General features: G+C 61.2%; 14 protein-coding genes and 1 pseudogene. 3 read left to right on the top strand and 12 right to left on the bottom strand.

Translation table 11 applies throughout. From position 1 onward, the window contains the following. Positions 1 to 20: 20 nt before the first annotated feature. The 11 genes from coaBC to speE form a co-directional block, all read right to left on the bottom strand. Positions 21 to 1,238 carry a bifunctional phosphopantothenoylcysteine decarboxylase/phosphopantothenate--cysteine ligase CoaBC gene (gene coaBC, locus CFter6_RS18565; protein WP_061541174.1) on the bottom strand — a complete coding sequence of 406 codons (1,218 nt, stop codon included), beginning with the start codon at positions 1,236 to 1,238 and terminating at the stop codon, positions 21 to 23. A 28-nt stretch (positions 1,239 to 1,266) separates the two neighbouring features. After that, the gene (gene lspA / locus CFter6_RS18560; RefSeq protein WP_061541173.1) at positions 1,267 to 1,773 is read right to left on the bottom strand and encodes a signal peptidase II; all 507 of its coding nucleotides are present in this window, start codon (positions 1,771 to 1,773) and stop codon (positions 1,267 to 1,269) included. A gap of 86 nt (positions 1,774 to 1,859) precedes the next feature. Then, positions 1,860 to 4,754 carry an isoleucine--tRNA ligase gene (gene ileS, locus CFter6_RS18555; RefSeq protein WP_061541172.1) on the bottom strand — a complete coding sequence of 965 codons (2,895 nt, stop codon included), beginning with the start codon at positions 4,752 to 4,754 and terminating at the stop codon, positions 1,860 to 1,862. Positions 4,755 to 4,848: 94 nt separating this feature from the next. Then, complete coding sequence (locus tag CFter6_RS18550; protein WP_061541171.1) at positions 4,849 to 5,835, bottom strand: bifunctional riboflavin kinase/FAD synthetase; 987 nt, start codon at positions 5,833 to 5,835, stop codon at positions 4,849 to 4,851. Positions 5,836 to 5,865: 30 nt separating this feature from the next. Then, positions 5,866 to 6,102 (bottom strand): hypothetical protein, encoded by a 237-nt coding sequence (locus CFter6_RS25740; protein WP_150118809.1) that lies wholly within the window; start codon positions 6,100 to 6,102, stop codon positions 5,866 to 5,868. Next, positions 6,071 to 6,553: a YidB family protein gene (locus CFter6_RS18545; protein WP_061541170.1), complete on the bottom strand. Its 483-nt coding sequence runs from the start codon at positions 6,551 to 6,553 to the stop codon at positions 6,071 to 6,073. The genes CFter6_RS25740 and CFter6_RS18545 overlap by 32 nt, the downstream gene beginning before the upstream one ends. A gap of 249 nt (positions 6,554 to 6,802) precedes the next feature. Continuing rightward, positions 6,803 to 7,528, bottom strand: coding sequence for a 16S rRNA (uracil(1498)-N(3))-methyltransferase (locus CFter6_RS18540; RefSeq protein WP_061542462.1), 726 nt, complete (start codon positions 7,526 to 7,528; stop codon positions 6,803 to 6,805). 14 nt (positions 7,529 to 7,542) lie between these two features. Beyond that, a complete protein-coding gene (locus tag CFter6_RS18535; protein ID WP_061541169.1) occupies positions 7,543 to 7,944 on the bottom strand; it encodes a DUF350 domain-containing protein in 402 nt (133 codons plus the stop codon). A gap of 37 nt (positions 7,945 to 7,981) precedes the next feature. Then, positions 7,982 to 9,127, bottom strand: coding sequence for a glutathionylspermidine synthase family protein (locus CFter6_RS18530; RefSeq protein ID WP_061541168.1), 1,146 nt, complete (start codon positions 9,125 to 9,127; stop codon positions 7,982 to 7,984). Positions 9,128 to 9,129: 2 nt separating this feature from the next. Continuing rightward, complete coding sequence (locus CFter6_RS18525; RefSeq protein WP_061541167.1) at positions 9,130 to 9,540, bottom strand: hypothetical protein; 411 nt, start codon at positions 9,538 to 9,540, stop codon at positions 9,130 to 9,132. Positions 9,541 to 9,582: 42 nt separating this feature from the next. After that, a complete protein-coding gene (speE, locus tag CFter6_RS18520) occupies positions 9,583 to 10,842 on the bottom strand; it encodes a polyamine aminopropyltransferase (protein WP_061542461.1) in 1,260 nt (419 codons plus the stop codon). 277 nt (positions 10,843 to 11,119) lie between these two features. Between speE and tkt the strand changes: the two genes are divergently transcribed. From tkt to gap, 3 genes are read left to right on the top strand one after another with little or no spacing between them, the layout of a single operon-like run. Next, positions 11,120 to 13,114 carry a transketolase gene (gene tkt, locus CFter6_RS18515; protein WP_061541166.1) on the top strand — a complete coding sequence of 665 codons (1,995 nt, stop codon included), beginning with the start codon at positions 11,120 to 11,122 and terminating at the stop codon, positions 13,112 to 13,114. Further along, on the top strand, positions 13,111 to 13,686 hold the full coding sequence (locus CFter6_RS18510) for a GNAT family N-acetyltransferase (protein ID WP_061541165.1): 576 nt from the start codon (positions 13,111 to 13,113) through the stop codon (positions 13,684 to 13,686). The genes tkt and CFter6_RS18510 overlap by 4 nt, the downstream gene beginning before the upstream one ends. 48 nt (positions 13,687 to 13,734) lie before the next feature. Continuing rightward, positions 13,735 to 14,748 carry a type I glyceraldehyde-3-phosphate dehydrogenase gene (gene gap, locus CFter6_RS18505; RefSeq protein WP_014007231.1) on the top strand — a complete coding sequence of 338 codons (1,014 nt, stop codon included), beginning with the start codon at positions 13,735 to 13,737 and terminating at the stop codon, positions 14,746 to 14,748. 104 nt (positions 14,749 to 14,852) lie between these two features. Here the strand turns inward: gap and glnE are convergent. After that, positions 14,853 to 17,605: pseudogene (glnE, locus tag CFter6_RS18500) on the bottom strand (bifunctional [glutamate--ammonia ligase]-adenylyl-L-tyrosine phosphorylase/[glutamate--ammonia-ligase] adenylyltransferase). Between the last annotated feature and the right edge of the window lie 178 nt (positions 17,606 to 17,783).

Below are 17,783 nucleotides of genomic sequence, written 5' to 3'. Positions count from 1 at the left end.
AACGGCCGGCTGCAAAGCCGTCAAACCAGGCGCGCGGCGATGGCGGCAATCAGCTGGCGCCCCAGCTCCTGCTTGCCGGCGCGAGGCAAATTGCGGTGGCCGTCGGCGTCGAACAGCACCAGCTGGTTATCGTCCTTGCCGAACGTGTCGTGGCCGATATTGCCGACCAACAGCGGCACGTTTTTCCGCAGGCGCTTGGCTTCGCCATATTGCAGCAGGTTTTCCGATTCAGCCGCAAAACCGACACAGTAAGGTGCTTTCGGCAAAGCTGCAACTGTCGCCAGGATATCGGGGTTTTGTTCGAACACCAGTGCGGGCGCGCTGCCGTCGGCGTTCTTTTTCAGTTTTTGCGGGCTGGCGTTGGCTACCCGCCAGTCGGCTACCGCCGCCACGGCGACGAAGACATCGGTGCGGCTGTCGGTACACTGATTGGCGCCGGCCAGCTGCGCCATCACGATATCGTGCATCTGCTGCGCGGTCTGGACGTTGATGCGGCGTACGCCGTAGGGTGCGGCAAGCGCCGTCGGGCCCGATACCAGGGTGACCTCGGCTCCCGCTTCATATGCGGCGCGGGCCACGGCATACCCCATTTTTCCGGACGAAAGATTGGTGATGCCGCGCACCGGATCGATCGGTTCGAACGTCGGGCCGGCGGTCAGCAGCAAGCGCTTGCCCTTGAGCAGCTTGGGCTGGAACGAGGCGATCACTTCTGCCAGCAGTTCATGGGCCTCCAGCATGCGGCCCATGCCGACTTCGCCGCAAGCCTGTTCACCGGCGTCCGGTCCCAATAGCTGGATGCCGTCCGCCAGCAGCTGCGCCAGGTTGCGCTGGGTCGCCGCGTTTTGCCACATTTCGACATTCATCGCCGGCGCCACCAGCAAGGGCAGCGTAGCCGGGCGCGCCACGCATAATGTGGACAGCAGGTCGTCGCAGGCGCCGTGCGCCAGCTTGAAGATGCAGTCGGCGGAGCAGGGCACGATCACGATGGCGTCGGCGTCGCGGGTGAGGTCGATGTGCGGCATGTTGTTGCCGATGCGCGCATCCCACTGGTCTGTGAACACCGGCTTGCCGGACAGGCCCTGCATGGTGACAGGGGTGATGAAGTGGGTGGCGGCCGCGGTCATCACCACTTGCACCGAAGCGCCGGCCTTGATCAGCGCGCGCGCGAATTCGGCCGCCTTGTAGCAGGCGATGCCGCCGGTCAGTCCCAGCACGATTTTTTTACCAGCGAGATCCATACCTGCTCCTGGAAACGTTATGTATCGGTTACTTGTTTACGCGACGCAGCTCATCAATCACAAACAATACCGCACCGACGCAGATCGCGCTATCGGCGATGTTGAAAGCCGGCCAGTGCCAGTTGCGCACGTAGATATCGAGAAAATCGATCACATGGCCGTAGGCGATACGGTCGACCACGTTGCCGATGGCGCCGCCCAGGATCAGGGCCAGCGCGGTGCAGAACATGCGTTGTCCGGCGTGGCGTTTCAGCAGGAACGTGATGAACAGCGCAGCGGCGATGCCGAGTACCGTGAAAAAATAGCGCTGCCAGCCGGATTCGGTGGACAGGAAGCTGAACGCGGCGCCCTTGTTATACACCAGCACCAGGTTGAAGAAGGAGGTCACGGCATGCGATTCGCCGTAGCTGAACAGGCGCACGATGGTGATCTTGGTGAGCTGGTCGATCAGCAGCACCAGTGCAGCGATCGCCAGCCATGGCGCCAGGCCGTAGTTGGAAGAGGATGGGGCAGAAGAGCGTTTTTTTGTGGCCATGTCGATTCTTAACTGTGTGGCAGAAATGCGCAGTGCACAAGGCCATGGCCGATTGTACGCTGCGCCTGTTTTATCTACATCATCGCTTAAGCAAAATGCCGGTCTTCGCCGCCGCCGAACAGGTTGGCGACACAGCGTCCGCACAGGCCCGGATGTTCCGGGTGGCTGCCGACGTCGGCCCGGTAATGCCAGCAGCGTTCGCATTTCTGCTGCGCCGACGGCGTCACCAGGATCGTTTCCTCAGCATCGGTCGCTACTTCCGACACCGTGGCACTGGAAGTGATCAAGACAAATTTCAGGTCGTCGCCCAGGCTGCTGAGCAGCGCATGCTTGGCCGGGGCCGCCTTGATTTCGACTTCCGCCTGCAGCGAGGAACCGATGCCGCCTGCGACCCGCACTTCTTCCAGCTGCTTGGTGACGTCGGCGCGCACCGCGCGCACTGCGTTGAATTTCTCGATCAGAGCCGCGGCGCCGTCGATTTCCGGCAGCGCGTAATAGGTCTGGGTGAAAATGGTTTCATCGCTGGCGGCAAACGCTTCCGGGCTGGCGAAGAACGACCAGGCTTCTTCCGCCGTGAACGACAGCGTCGGCGCCATCACCCGCAGCAGGGCCTGGGTGATGTGCCAGATCGCGGTTTGCGCGGAACGGCGCGCCGGCGAACTGACGCCGCTGGTGTACAGGCGGTCTTTCAGGATGTCGAGGTAGAAGCCGCCCAGGTCTTCCGAGCAGTACATCTGCAGCTTCGAGATCACCGGGTGGAATTCGTAGGTCTCGTAGTGCTGCAGGATGTCGGCTTGCAGCTGCGCCATGCTGGCGATCGCATAGCGGTCGATTTCCAGCAGGTCGGCGATCGGCACCGCATCCTTCGACGGATCGAAGTCGGAAGTGTTGGCCAGCAGGAAGCGCAAGGTATTGCGGATGCGGCGATACGATTCGGTGACGCGCTTCAGGATTTCGTCGGAGATCGTGATCTCGCCCGAGTAGTCGCTGGCGGCCACCCACAGGCGCAGGATTTCCGCGCCCAGGGAGTCCGCCACTTTTTGCGGTTCGACGCCGTTCTTCAGCGACTTCGACATCTTGCGGCCTTCGCCGTCGACCACGAAACCGTGCGTCAGCAGAGCGTTATACGGCGCGCGGCCATTCAGCATGGACGAGGTCAGCAGCGACGAGTGGAACCAGCCGCGATGCTGGTCCGAACCTTCCAGGTAGAGATCGGCAGGAAATTGCAGCTGGCTGGCGTGCGAACCGCGCAATACCGTCTGGTGGGTAGAGCCGGAGTCGAACCAGACATCCAGCGTGTCCTTGTTCTTGATGTAGTTGACGGCATCGTCGCCCAGCAATTCCTTCGGGTCCAGCGCCTGCCAGGCTTCGATCCCGCTTTGCTCGACGCGCTGCGCGATCTGCTCCAGCAGTTCCGGCGTGCGCGGATGCAGCTGGCCGCTTTCCTTGTGCACGAAGAACGCCATCGGCACGCCCCACTGGCGCTGCCGCGACAGGGTCCAATCGGGGCGGTTGGCGATCATGCCGTGCAGGCGCGCCTTGCCCCAGCCAGGGAAAAATGCGGTTTCTTCAATCGCTTTCAGGGCAGTTGCGCGCAGGCTCGGGTGACCGTCCTTCGGCAAGTTGTCCATGCTGGCGAACCACTGTGAAGTGGCACGGTAGATGATCGGCGTCTTGTGGCGCCAGCAATGCATGTAGCTGTGGTCGAACATGACCAGCTTGAACAGCGCGCCGGCTTCTTCCAGCTTGGCGCAGATCGGCTTGGACGCTTCCCAGATGGTCATGCCGGCAAAGAACGGCAGCCAGGACGCGAACTTGCCGTCGCCCATCACCGGGCTGATGATGTCGTCGTCCTTCATGCCATGCGCTTTGCAGGAGATGAAGTCTTCGATGCCGTAAGCCGGCGCCGAGTGCACGATGCCGGTGCCGCTGTCGGTGGTGACGTAGTCGCCCAGGTAGACCGGCGACAGACGGTTGTAGCCAGGATCAAGGTCGGCCAGCGGATGCTTGAAATTGATCAGCGCCAGCGCTTCGCCCTTGCAGCTGGCGATGGCCTTGCCTTCGAGGCCGAAACGCTGCAGCGAGTCTTCGACCAGGTCCTGCGCCAGGATCAGCAGCAGCGGTGCGCCGTTGCGCGTGGTCTGCACCAGCGCGTAGTCTACTTCCGGATGGACGTTGAGCGCCTGGTTGGACGGGATGGTCCACGGCGTGGTGGTCCAGATCACGACATAACCCTGGCCGGCCGGCAACGCCGCCAGGCCGAATGCGGCGGCGATCTTGTCCGGTTCGGCAAACGGGAAACCGACGTCGATCGACGGATCGCGCTTGTCCTGGTATTCGACTTCAGCCTCGGCCAAGGCCGAACCGCAATCGAAGCACCAGTTGACCGGCTTCAAGCCGCGATAGACATAACCCTTTTCCAGGATGGCGCCGAGCGCGCGCAGTTCGTCGGCTTCATTGCCGAAGGCCATGGTCAGGTACGGGTTGTCCCATTCGCCCAGCACGCCGAGGCGGATGAAGTCTTTGCGCTGCAGGTCGATCTGTTCATTGGCGTAAGCGCGCGCTTTCGACTGCACTTCAGCCACCGGCAGGTTCTTGCCGTATTTCTTTTCGATCTGGATTTCGATCGGCATGCCATGGCAATCCCAGCCCGGCACGTAAGGCGCATCGAAGCCGGCCATGTTGCGGGCCTTGACGATCATGTCCTTGAGGATCTTGTTGACGGCGTGGCCCAGGTGGATCTCGCCGTTGGCATACGGCGGACCGTCGTGCAGGATGAATTTCGGACGGCCCTTGGAGGCTTTGCGGATCCGTTCGTAGACTTTCTTTTCCTGCCACTGCTTGACCCATTGCGGTTCGCGCTTGGCGAGGTCGCCGCGCATGGGGAAGGGCGTCTCGGTCATGTTGACCGGGTATTTGCTCTGCGGCTTAGCCTGCTTGGCTGGCTTGCTGTTTTCTGGTTTGTTGGTCTGATCAGGCATAATTTTCTTCAGTGGAATTCTGTGGGGCCGGCATAAATGCAGGCATAAGCGCTAGGCATAAACGCCGGCAAGGCGCGAGGAATTGCGGACAGCGTCAAATTCGGTCTGTGGCCGAAACTGCCGATATATCGTGCTGGCCGTGCTGGCGGAAATACGCGCGCGCATTGCTGACATCGCGGGTAATCGCGGCAGTCAGGGTCGGCAGGTCGACATATTTCTCTTCGTCGCGCAGTTTCTGCAAAAACTCGACTTGTATCAGCTTGCCGTAGCAATCGCCGGCGAAGTCGAGGATATAACTCTCCAGCAGCACGCGGCCGCTGTCGTCCACGGTGGGGCGGATGCCGATGCTGGCGACAGCCGGCAAAGGATGTTCGGCCAGGCCATGGACGTTGACCACGAAGATGCCGGACAGCGCCGGCAGTTTATGGTTGACGCGCAAGTTCAGGGTCGGGAAACCGATGGTGCGGCCGAGCTTCTTGCCATGCACCACGTGACCGGAAATGGAATACGGATGGCCCAGCAAAGCCCGTGCATGGCCGAAATCGCCGGCCGCCAGCGCAGCGCGCACCGCCGACGACGATACCCGCGCGCCGTCGTTCATCACGGTCGGCAAAGTCTCGACCTGGAAACCGTACTTCTTGCCGGCCTCGACCAAGGTCGCGATATTGCCGGCGCGGCGGGCGCCGAAGCAGAAATCCTCGCCTACCATCAGCCATTTCACGTGCAAGCCTTCCACCAGCACTTTCTCGATGAAATCCTGGGGCGACATGGCCGCAAAGCTGGCGTTGAAATGTTCGACGATCACACGGTCTATACCGGCCTGCGACAGCGACTGCAACTTGTCGCGCAGGTTGGCGACGCGGGTCGGCATATTGTCCGGCTGGCCGGAACGTTGCGCAAAAAACTCGCGCGGGTGCGGCTCGAACGTCATTACCGCGGCATCCAGCCCCAGTTCCGTGGCGGCCTTGCGGACGTGCGCGAGCAGCACCTGGTGGCCGCGATGCACGCCGTCAAAGTTGCCGATAGTGAGCGCGCAAGGCGCGCGCGATTCGGCGTTGGGAAGTCCGCGAAATACCTTCATGGAAGTGACCGAAATAAGTGACCGGAATATTTATTGCCAAAACCCTGCATTATAAATGCTTTCGGCGTCTTGCCCCTGCCCGGAAGTCGAACCGCAGCTGATTGCATGATTTTTAATTGATAAAACAGCTATTTTATTGAATTTTGGATACTGAATCAGGAATTCAGGATTGCCATGGCCAAAAAAAATCGCCCCGGAAGGCGATTTTTTATCAATCAGCTTAGCCTGGTTTTGCTCAGGCCGGTTTGTTACCGCCCAGAAGTCCACCCAGCAAACTGCTGAGATCGACGCCGCCAGGGGCCGGGCTAGCTTCGCCGTGCGGTGTCAGCTTGTCTACCAGGCCAGGCAGGATCTGCGACAGGTGGCCGGCTGCTTCATCCGGTGAAATGCCGACTTTTTGCGCCAGTTCCTGCAGCTGGCCACCGCCCAGCGCCTGTTGCACCTGATCCGGCGAGATAGGCTGGTTCTGGCCAGTACCTATCCATGACTGCACGACCGAACCCAGGCCGGCGCCTTCCAGCGCGCTGAGCAGGCCGCCGCCAGCACCAGCACCGGCGTCCGCGCCGGCAGCTTGGCCCGCGCCTGCGCCGCCGCCTTGCAATGCCTTCAGCAGCAACGGCAATGCAGCCTGGATCAGCAGGGCTTGCGTATTATTTCCACCTGCTTGCTGTTGGCCGCCACCACCGATTGCGCCAAGTACCGAATCCAGCAGTCCCATAATATTCTCCTGAGTAAATAATGCCTAATTAATGAACGCATAAATACAACGTCAGCCATCAAGGCAGGTTGCTGCTCTGTAAATACAAAGCAGTTGAGAAGATTGATCTTACAACGCAGTAAGGGCTTTGAGTAGTTGCGCAACTGAAAACGATTGTGTCTTGATTGCGTTTACCATTCTAGCCAGTGCTGATATTTTTGCTTAGAACAAATTGTAGGATCGATAGAGGCAAGCGATAAGTTGGCGAAACTACATCTCGCCCCAGATCGCATTGATGGCCGCCAGCGCCGCCAGGCCGGCGGTTTCGGTACGCAGGATGCGTGGTCCCATCGACAGCATCAGCGCGCCCTGGCTGCAGGCCAGGTTTTCTTCCGTTTCGGTGAAGCCGCCCTCTGGGCCGATCAGCAGCGCCAGCGCCTGCGGCGGCTGGTGGCGCGCCCAGTCCGACAGCGATTGCTCGCCGCGCGGCGACAGCAGGATGCGCTTGTGCAGATCCTGCTGTTGCGCCCAGTCGTTGAACGGGCTGAGGGTGGACAGGGTAGGCAGGCGGTTGCGGCCGCTCTGTTCGGCGGCGGCGACGATCACCCCCTGCCAGTGGTTTTGCTTCTTCTCGGCGCGCTCGCTGTTGAGGCGCACTACGCAACGCTGGGCCGCCAGCGGCTGGATCGCAGCGACGCCGAGTTCGACGGCTTTTTCGATGATCCAGTCCAGTTTCGACGATTCCGGCAGCGCCTGGGCCAGCGTGATTGCGTACGGCAGTTCGGCTTCGCGTGGTGAAAAGGTCTTGATCTCGACGTTTACACGCTTTTTTTCGATGCTGCTGATGGTGGCGGTATATTCCCCGCCTTCGCCGTTGAACAGGGTAATCGGCGCGGCCGGCCCTAGCCGCAGCACCAGCAGGTGGTGGGCGACGGCTTCCGGCAGCGCCAACAGCTGGCCGATTTCGAGCGGGGATGTGACGTAAAAACGAGGCACGAAAAAATCCTTAATCAATAAGTCATGCAGGCCGCATTCAGCAAACCCAGGCCAAGACTGACTGTACCAAGAAAGACGCCGGATGCGATCTTGTTTTCCGGAATGTCGGCCAGCAGCGTTGGCAGCAGCAGCTTGACGATCAGGAAAGCCAGCAACTGCACCACCAGGGCCACCACTCCCCAGACTAGCATGTCGAGCAGGCTGACGCTGTTCGCAATGGCCGAAGCCAGGGCCGCGACATAACCCAGCAAAGCGCCGGCCAGGCTGGCGGCGGCCGCGTGATTGCCGGCGCGGATCAGGCGCAGCTCATGGTAGGGCGTAATGAAAATATAGACCACGAAGAAGATCGCCACCAGCAGCAACGCGAGCCCGAAGTGGGACAGGAAGGCCGGCAGGCCGATAGGGAGGAAATTCATGGGTCAGTGCTCCTGGAATATGTGGTTCGGTTTGCGGTCAGTCAACAAAATAATGCGGTACAAAACGGCTGGTGTCCTTGGTGATCAGCGATACGTCTTCGCGGATGCCGATGCCGGCCGGAGTGTCGCCGACCACCCACGAGCCGACGGAAGTGTAGGCCGGCGTGATGCCGTCGTCGAATTTCGGCTGCGCCGCAAAAGCCTGGTAGATGTAGCCCTCGGCGCCATATTGTCCCGGCTGGTGGTGGACTTCGCCGCCGGCGTAGATCGTGATGTTTTCGCCTTCGCGCGAATACAGCGGTTTCTTGACGAAATCGCCGCTGATGCGCCAGGCGTCGAAAAACGCCGGCAGCAGGTTGGGATGGCCGGGAAACAGTTCCCACAGCACCGGCAAGATGGCCTTGTTGGACAACACCATCTTCCAGGCCGGTTCGATCACGCGCAGCGGCCGCGCCAGCAGGTGCTCGGCAAACTCCTCGCGGCACAGCCACTCCCATGGATACAGCTTGAACAAGTTGTCTATCTTCAGGTCGAAATCATCGACAAATTCCGCATGCTTGTCGTCCCAGCCGATATTTTCTATCGCCAGCTGCTTGGTGGCGAAACCTGCCTGGATCGCGGTGTCGCGCAGGTAGGCCAGGTTGCCTTCATCTTCCTCATGGCCGCCGATGCAGGCGAAGTGCAGCAAGCCTTTGCTGTGATGCTGGCGGGCCAGGATTTGCCACTGGGCGATCAGTTTCTCGTGCAGGGAATTGAACTGGTCGGCGTCGGGAAACACGTCTTGCAGCCAATACCACTGCGCCACGCTGGATTCCACCAGGCCGGTCGGGGTATCGGCGTTGTACTCCAGCATTTTGGGCGGATTGCTGCCGTCCCAGGACAGGTCGAAACGTCCGTACAGGGAAAATTCCTTTTCGCGCCAGCTCTCCTCGACCAATGCCCAGAACGGCTGGGGAATGGCGAACTGTTCCAGCCGTTCGTGCGCGATAACATGCTCGACCGCCTGCAAGGCCATCTGGTGCAATTCGCTGGTGGCGTCTTCCACCGCATCGATCTGCGCCGCGCTGAAGCGGTAGGCGTAGCGCTCGTCCCAGTACAGATCGTCAATCGAGTGATAGGTGAAACCGAGCGATTCGAATTGTTCCTGCCAGTTGCTGCGCGGCGTCAGGCTTTCGCGGATCATGCTTAACCGCCGGCGGAGGAAATGTGGGCGCCGCCGAAGCCGCCGCGCGACACGCTGCGGCCGACCGAGTGGTTGCTCTCGCCGGCGCCGGCCAAGCCAAAGCTGTTGCCGCCGCTGCGCGCGCTGCGCTGTGCGCTCGCGCGTTCGCCTTCATCGTAGCTGGGACCGTAGTAGCGGCCGTAGTAAGCGCCGCCGTGGCCGCCTGAGCTGCTGCCCGAAACCGGCTGGCACAGCTCGGGCCGGCCCCAGTCTTTCTTGCAGTCGTCCTGGCTGGCGTATTCGTCGCGCGCCTGGCGCGGGCTGCAGCCCGCGATCAGGGCCGAGGCCGCCAGCACCAGCGGCACGGCGCGGCTCTTCCTGGCCGACGGCGCGGCGGATTGCGGGATTTGCTTCAAAAGGCTGGTGGTTGGCAAGACGCTCTCCATATCGGGCAACGATGAATTTGCAACAACAAACTAGGCGCCCAGATTCTGCACGAAATTGGGCAAGGCGAATAGTGCCGAATGGACATTTTCGTTGTAGTACTGGAGCTCGCCCAGCGCTCTTTCCCGCAAGCGGCCTGCCAGCGCATGGCTATCCAGCTGCAGCGGATCAAGGTCGTCGCTGGCGATCGCCATGCCCCATAGCGCGCCATACAGCGGCACATGCACGGTATAAGGATGGGCCTGGCCGAACACGCTGCCGAGGCGCTGGCGCAGCAAGGCGAATCGTTGCGGATGGTGGAACGGACTGCCCAGGTGCATCACCAGCGCGCCGCCCGGGTTGAGCAGGGTGCGGCAGGCCTGCATGAATTCAAGGGTGTAGCAGTCGGCTGCCAGCGCGCTGCCGTCCGCGCCTTGCGGATCGGTCAGGTCGAGCAGGATCAAGTCGTAACGCTGGTCGGCCGCGGCAGCGCGCGCCGCTTCCCGTACGTGGGCAAAACCATCTTGTGCGATGTGATGCAACCGTGGATCGTCCAGCGCTCCGCGATGGATCGATTGCAGATGCAAACGCGCAGCCTGGATCACCATGAGGTCGATTTCGCACAAGACGATCTGTTCTATCGACGGATGCTTGAGCAGTTCTTCGCTGCTGCCGCCATCGCCGCCGCCGACGATCAGGGCGCGGCGCGGGTGAGGGTGGCTAAGCGCAGCCGGATGGACCAGGCATTCGTGATAGAAAAATTCGTCGCGCTCGGAGGTCATGTAGGCGCCGTCCAGCCGCATCACTTTGCCGAACTCGGCGGAGTCGGCAATTTCCACGCGCTGGAACGGCGATTGCACCTGCACCAGCGGCGGCGCCAGCTGCGTGCCGTAGGCGGTATGCGGCGTGAGCTGCTCCAGCGCCAGGGTCTGGTCGTCGGCGCCGTTGCCGCGCTGCAGGCGGTGGCTTTGCCACCGGGCGGGCGCAAAACCGGCGACCAGGGCGTCCAGCAAGCCGCTGGCCTTGGCGCTATTGTCTTCCGTGAAGTTGCAGACATAGACATCCAGGGTCACAGCATCGCGTTCGGGCCAGGTATGGATCGCCAGGTGCGATTCGGCCAGCAGCAAGGCGCAGGTGATGCCGGCGGGGCTGCCGTCGCTGGCCTGGAACGGATGGAATTTTTCGCCGACGACGGTCAGCCCCGAACCCAGGGTTTGCTCCAGCACGAACTTGCGCAGCCGGATGGGGTCAAGTAACAGGCCTGGGGCGCAGCGGCAGTCGTAACAGTCGGCCGTCAGATGTAAACCTTGCATGGCGGGATCAATGGAAAAGTACTGCGGGCAGGTGGCTGGATATGAAAATTGCAACAAAACCATGCGATCCGGCTTCGATGCGATCACAGGCTTCATGTGGTGCGGCAGCATTTTACCGCCTCGACATGGGAGAGATGCGCCGATTTGAACCGGAATCGACTGCATTTTGGTAAAATATCGGCTTTTGTGGGCTGTTTCTCTGCTTTTCGCCTGCCAACCGCTTTCCAACCGATTCGTTTTTTAATCGATCTTCAACTGCTGCTTACCTGCTCACACCATGACCTCCACACTTCCGACTACAAAGATGGCCAATGCAATCCGCGCGCTGGCAATGGACGCTGTACAGAAAGCCAACTCCGGCCATCCCGGCATGCCGATGGGCATGGCGGAAATCGCAGTCGCGTTGTGGGCCAAGCACTACCGTCACAATCCTGCTAATCCGCACTGGTTCAACCGTGACCGCTTTGTATTGTCGAACGGTCATGGTTCGATGCTGCAATACGCCTTGCTGCACCTGACCGGCTACGACCTGCCGATGGACGAGCTGCGCAATTTCCGCCAGATGCATTCGAAGACGCCGGGCCATCCTGAAGTCGACGTCACGCCAGGCATAGAAACCACTACCGGTCCGCTGGGCCAGGGTTTGACCAATGCAGTCGGCATGGCGCTGGCGGAAAAACTGCTGGCGGCGGAATTCAACCGCGCCAATTTCCCGGTAGTCGACCATTACACCTACACTTTCGTCGGCGACGGTTGCCTGATGGAAGGCATTTCGCATGAAGCCTGTTCGCTGGCCGGCACGCTGCGCCTGTCGAAACTGATCGCGCTCTACGATGACAACGGCATCTCGATCGATGGCCATGTCGAAGGCTGGTTCAAGGACGACACCCCGAAGCGTTTCGAAGCTTACGGCTGGAACGTGATTCGCGCCGTCGACGGCCACAATGTGGAAGCCGTCAGCGCCGCGATTCACCAGGCCAAGCTGTCCGACAAGCCGACCCTGATCTGCTGCAAGACCGTGATCGGCAAGGGTTCGCCGAACCTGGCCGGCACCGACAAGGTGCACGGCGCGGCATTGGGCGACAAGGAAATCGCCGCCGTGCGCGAAGCGCTGGGCTGGACCTCGGCGCCGTTTGAAATCCCGGAAGACGTCTACGCCGCCTGGGACGCCAAGCCGCAAGGCAAGCAGTTCGAAGGCGACTGGAATGCGCTGTTCGCCGCCTACGCCGCCGAATACCCGCAGCAAGCGGTTGAATTCACGCGCCGCATGAAGGGCGAACTGCCTGGCAATTTCGAACAGGTTGCGAGCGACTACATCGCCAGCTGCGTCGCCAAGAAAGAAACCATCGCCACCCGCAAAGCCAGCCAGAACGCCATCCAGGCACTGGCGCAGGTGCTGCCGGAATTCCTCGGCGGTTCGGCCGACCTGACCGGCTCCAACCTGACCAACTGGAAAGAATCGGTGGCAGTGCGCGCCGACCAGCCGGGCAACCACATCAACTACGGTGTGCGCGAATTCGGCATGAGCGCCATGATCAACGGCATCGCCCTGCATGGCGGCTACATCCCGTTCGGCGCCACTTTCCTGACCTTCTCCGACTACAGCCGCAATGCCCTGCGCATGGCGGCGCTGATGAAGATCCGTTCGATCTTCGTGTTCACCCATGACTCCATCGGCCTGGGCGAAGACGGCCCGACCCACCAATCGGTGGAACACGTATCGAGCCTGCGCCTGATTCCGCAGCTGGACAACTGGCGTCCATGCGACACGGTTGAATCGGCCGTGGCGTGGGAACAGGCGGTGAAACGCAAGAACGGCCCAAGCACGCTGATTTTCTCGCGCCAGAACTTGCAGTACCAAGAGCGCGATGCGAAGCAGATCGCCGACATCAAGCGCGGCGCTTATATCCTGAAGGATGCGTCGGACGCCAAGGCGATCCTGATCGCCACCGGTTCGGAAGTGGAACTGGCGATGCAGTCCGCCGCCGCGCTGGCGCTGGAAGGCATTGCAGTGCGCGTGGTCTCCATGCCTTGCGCCGACGTCTTCGACCGCCAGGAAGCTGCCTACAAGGCCAGCGTCTTGCAGCGCGGCTTGCCGCGCGTGGCGATCGAGGCCGGCGTGACTGCGTTCTGGCACAAGTATGTCGGCCTGGAAGGCGCGGTGGTCGGCATCGACACCTTCGGCGAATCGGCTCCGGCGCCTGTGCTGTTCAAGCATTTCGGTTTCACCGTTGAAAATGTCGTCGCCAAGACCAAGTTGATACTGGCATGAATGTAAGAGAAGTCAAGAAGGCCAAGGGTCTCGACATCACCAACATCGTTGGCGATGTCGTGATCCGCCGCGCCACGGTCGACGATGCGTCGGTGATCGCGGCAGTGCGCATCGACAGCTGGCGCGCCACTTACCGCGGCATTATCCCGGACGACTATCTGGACGGCATGAAGGTTGAGGACAGCACCGCCATCTGGAGCCGCATCCTGTCGGCGACGTCGAATGCGGCCAATGTGTTTGTGGCGGAAGTCGATGGCGAGGTGCTCGGTTTTGCCGCGGGAATGACGCTGGCTGAAGCCAAGCTCGGCTACGATTCGGAGCTGACCGCGATCTACCTGGAACCGTCAGTGCAGCGCGCCGGCATCGGCCGCCGCCTGGTGGCCCATGTGGCAGCGACGCTGGCGAGCGCCGGCGCCAACAACATGCTGGTATGGGTGCTGGCGGAAAACCGCCAGGCGCGGCAGTTCTACGAAATGCTGGGCGCGGAGCTGCTGGTGGAACAGCCGTTCAGCTGGGATGGTTTGGATTTGCAGGAAGCCGGCTATGGCTGGCGTACCATCAGGGTCAATTGAGACGAATTTGTTGTTACGCATTTATTGTTAATACCTTAGGAGAAAACCATGACTATTCGCGTCGCCATCAATGGCTATGGCCGCATCGGCCGCAACATCCTTCGCGCCCATTACGAAGGCGGCAAAAAGCATGACATCGAGATCGTTGCCATCAACGACCTCGGCGACTCAAAAACCAATGCCCACCTGACCCAGTACGATACCGCCCACGGCAAGTTCCCTGGCACCGTGACAGTCGACGGCGATTTCATCGTGGTCAACGGCGACCGCATCAAGGTATTGGCGCAGCGTAACCCGGCTGAACTGCCATGGGGCGAGCTGGGCGTTGACGTCGTGCTGGAATGCACCGGCTTCTTCACCACCAAGGAAAAGGCCAGCGCCCATATCAAGGGTGGCGCCAAGAAAGTCATCATCTCGGCGCCGGGCGGCAAGGATGTCGACGCTACTGTCGTGTTCGGCGTCAACCACGGCGTGCTGAAAGCCAGCGACACCGTGATCTCCAACGCTTCCTGCACCACCAACTGCCTGGCGCCGCTGGTCAAGCCGCTGAACGACAAGATCGGCGTGCTGAACGGCCTGATGACGACCGTCCACTCCTACACCAACGACCAGGTGCTGACCGACGTCTACCACGAAGACCTGCGCCGCGCCCGTTCCGCCACCATGAGCATGATCCCGGCCAAGACCGGCGCTGCCGCTGCGGTTGGCCTGGTGCTGCCTGAGCTGAACGGCAAGCTGGACGGTTTTGCGATCCGCGTGCCGACCATCAATGTCTCGCTGGTCGATTTGTCGTTCGTCGCCGCGCGCGACACCACTGTCGATGAAGTCAACGCGATCATGAAAGATGCGTCGGAAAACGGCGCCTTGAAGGGTTTGCTGACTTACAACGTCGAGCCGCTGGTGTCGGTCGATTTCAACCACAACCCGGCTTCTTCCAACTTCGACTCCACGCTGACCAAGGTTTCCGGTCGCCTGGTGAAGGTGTCGAGCTGGTACGACAATGAGTGGGGTTTCTCGAACCGTATGCTGGATACTACGGTTGCACTGGTTAACGCCAAGTAAATAAGGCCAAGTAAATAAGGCCAGGTAAAACCTGGCTTGCCCGAAAAAAAAGCCCCGCTCATGCATTGAGCGGGGCTTTTTTTTACAGCAAGGGATCGCTGCGGTCAGCTGGATGCGGCCGTGAACGTTTCGGACCACAATTGTTTTACCACCGAGATTTCGGACGCTATGCGGCTTGCCGCCACGCGCGCCCGTTCTTCTCCCTGCAAGCGGCCCTGATGCTGCAGTTTGCGGAAAGTGCGGTAGGCATCGGCTACTGCGTTAGCCAGGCCCCCGTCAATCAGTCCGATTTCCCCACACAGTTTCAGCAAGGCGATATTGCCGATGTCGGCGGTCAGTTGCGGATAGGCGGCAGCGTGGCGCAGGATCAGGAATTGCACCAGGAATTCGATGTCTATCATGCCGCCGGCGTCATGCTTGAGGTCGAAGCGGTCACTGCGGTTGGGATGGGCGTCGCGCATTTTCTGGCGCATCTCCAGCACTTCGCTTTGCAGCTTGGCGGCGTCGCGCTGCTGGCGCAGCACTTCCACGCGCAGGGTTTCGAAGCGTTCGCCGATGGCGGCGTCGCCGGCGCAGAAGCGGGCCCGGGTCAGGGCCTGGTGCTCCCATAGCCAGGCCGATTCACGCTGGTATTTCTCGAACTTGCCGAACGACGACACCAGCAGGCCGCTGGCGCCGTCAGGACGCAGCGCGATGTCGATGTCGAACAGGATGCCGGCCGGCGTATGGCTGGTCATCCAGGTGATGAAGCGCTGCGCCAGCTTGGCGTAGAGGGCGGGGCCGTCCTGGTCTTCATCGTCATACAGGAACACCACATCGAGGTCGGAGACGTAACCGAGTTCCTTGCCGCCCAGCTTGCCGTAGGCGATCACGGTGAACAGCGGCGTTTCGCGGTGGCGGCCCGGCATCATGTTCCAGATCGCCTGCACGGTGGCGGCCACCAGGATGTCGGCCAGGATGGAGAGATGGTCGGCCAGCGCCTCGACGCTGAGGACTCCCTCCAGGTCCTGCGCCAGCAGGCGGAATTGCTGGGCATGGTGCATTTCGCGCAGGATATCCATCTGCCGTTCGGTGTCGCCCGGCGCGGTATCGAGCTGGCGCTTGCATTCCTGGGCGAACACCGGCCAGTCCGGCGCCGCGTTCAGGCTGCGCGGATCGAGCAGTTCGTCCAGCAGGATAGGATGCTGGGTCAGGTACTTGGCGGCCCAGTCGCTGGCGCTGATCATGCGGATCACGCGATGCAGGGTGGCCGGATATTCGGTCAGCAGCGCCAGGTAGGCGGCGCGGCGTACGATCGCCTCGAGGAAGTCCAGCAGGCGGTTGAGGGTAGGCAGGTGGCGCTCGGGTTCCGGGATGGCGGCCACTACCGGCAGCGCGGCGTTGACCAGCGCCAGCAGGCGCGCGCGGCTGGCCGCCGGCAGGTTCTGCACGCGTGTCGATTGCCAGGTGGTGACCAAGCGTTGCGCCGCCGCCGAGGCGTCGGAGAAGCCGCAGTGGGTCAGCACCAGGGCAATCGTTTCACGGCTGTCGGTTTCGCTCAGCGTGTGCAGCGGATTGTCGCAGTCGTCCCAGTCTTGCTGGCGGGGCGGCTGTTCTGCTTGTCCTTGAAGATGTCGTCGAACTGGGCGTCGACCAGGGTACGGTGCTGGTCGAGTTCCTGCATCAGCGACGGCACATCGGGGAAACCCATGGCCTGGGCGATGATCAGGCAGTCGGCGTCATTGGTCGGGAAGGTATGGGTTTGCGCATCGTCCAGGTATTGCAGCCGGTGCTCCAGGTTGCGCAGGAAATCGTAGGCGGCCAGCAGCTTGTCGACTACCTCGGCGTCCAGCAGGTTCTTGACGGCCAGGGTGCGCAGCGTGGCCCGGGTGGAGCGGTCGCGCAAATCGCAGTCGCGGCCGCCGCGGATCAGCTGGAACACCTGTGCCAGGAATTCGATTTCACGGATGCCGCCGCGCCCCAGCTTGACGTTGTTGCTGCGTTCCGGATGCAGCGCTTCCAGGCGCTTTACTTCCGTGCGGATTTGCGCGTGCATGGAACGCATGGCGTCGATCGAGCCATAGTCCAGGTAACGCCGGAACACGAACGGACGGCTGATGTTGGCCAAGGTGGCGATATCTTCCGCCCGCCCGGTCAGCGCGCGCGCCTTGCACCAGGCATAACGTTCCCATTCCCGGCCCTGGGTCACCAGGTAGGTCTCGACCATGTTGAAGCTGGCCACCAGCGGCCCCGAGGCGCCGTTCGGCCGCAGCGCCATGTCAACCCGGAAGGTGAAGCCGTCTTCGGTGATCTCGGACAAGGCGCCTATCAGTTTCTTGCCGAGGCGGGTAAAGAACTCATGGTTCGACAGCGCGCGCTGGCCGTCGCCTGCTTGGGTGTCGCCATCTTCCGCGTAGGTGAAGATCAGGTCGATATCGGAAGAAACGTTGAGTTCGCAGCCGCCCAGTTTGCCCATGCCCAGCACCAGCAACTCTTGCGGCTGGCCCGATTCTTCGCCCAGCGGCGTGCCGTGCAGCGCCACCAGGTCGACAGTCAGGGCCGCCAGGTGGGTTTGCACCGCAAATTCGGCGAAGGTGGTAACGGCGCTGACCACTTCGTCCAGGTCGGCCAGGCCGCGCAGATCGCGTTCGATCAGGGTGCATACCAGCAGGTTGCGCAGGCGGCGCATGGCGCGCGGTAACGGCATGCCGGAATCTGTTTCTTTTTGTAATAAATGCGTCAACAGAGTCCGGTCGACGGTTAATCTTGTTACGGGCCCAGCTAATTCTGTGACCTGCGCGGCGCGTCCAGCTTCGGCATTCACCCAGCGCAAAAAATAGCGCGAGGCGGCGGTACTGCTTAATAGTGATGGAGTCACGGATTTGAAGGATAAATGAGGCAAAATTCAAAGAAAATAGCAGGGTTATCGAAGGTCTTTTTGTTTTTTTAGCTATGCACGGCCATATCCATGCGAACATATGGCTTGGTGGCTTGTCGAACATCAACAGCTTGCCACTCTGGAAACACTCGGTGCAGTCGATTTATTTTACTTCCTA

Origin of the sequence: Collimonas fungivorans, from assembly GCF_001584145.1 — a bacterium.
Taxonomy (GTDB): domain Bacteria; phylum Pseudomonadota; class Gammaproteobacteria; order Burkholderiales; family Burkholderiaceae_D; genus Collimonas; species Collimonas fungivorans.
The sequence above is the reverse complement of the archived record's forward strand: the minus strand, read 5'-3'. Positions and strand labels throughout refer to the sequence as shown.

Excerpts from the sequence above, each read along its gene's own strand:
- CFter6_RS18545 (WP_061541170.1), bottom strand. The coding sequence starts at position 6,553 with ATGGGACTGCTGGATTCGGTACTTGGCGCAATCGGTGGTGGCGGCCAA.
- CFter6_RS18535 (WP_061541169.1), bottom strand. The coding sequence starts at position 7,944 with ATGAATTTCCTCCCTATCGGCCTGCCGGCCTTCCTGTCCCACTTCGGG.
- coaBC (WP_061541174.1), bottom strand. The coding sequence starts at position 1,238 with ATGGATCTCGCTGGTAAAAAAATCGTGCTGGGACTGACCGGCGGCATC.
- ileS (WP_061541172.1), bottom strand. The coding sequence starts at position 4,754 with ATGCCTGATCAGACCAACAAACCAGAAAACAGCAAGCCAGCCAAGCAG.
- lspA (WP_061541173.1), bottom strand. The coding sequence starts at position 1,773 with ATGGCCACAAAAAAACGCTCTTCTGCCCCATCCTCTTCCAACTACGGC.
- CFter6_RS18550 (WP_061541171.1), bottom strand. The coding sequence starts at position 5,835 with ATGAAGGTATTTCGCGGACTTCCCAACGCCGAATCGCGCGCGCCTTGC.
- CFter6_RS18530 (WP_061541168.1), bottom strand. The coding sequence starts at position 9,127 with ATGATCCGCGAAAGCCTGACGCCGCGCAGCAACTGGCAGGAACAATTC.
- gap (WP_014007231.1), top strand. The coding sequence starts at position 13,735 with ATGACTATTCGCGTCGCCATCAATGGCTATGGCCGCATCGGCCGCAAC.
- CFter6_RS18510 (WP_061541165.1), top strand. The coding sequence starts at position 13,111 with ATGAATGTAAGAGAAGTCAAGAAGGCCAAGGGTCTCGACATCACCAAC.
- speE (WP_061542461.1), bottom strand. The coding sequence starts at position 10,842 with ATGCAAGGTTTACATCTGACGGCCGACTGTTACGACTGCCGCTGCGCC.
- tkt (WP_061541166.1), top strand. The coding sequence starts at position 11,120 with ATGACCTCCACACTTCCGACTACAAAGATGGCCAATGCAATCCGCGCG.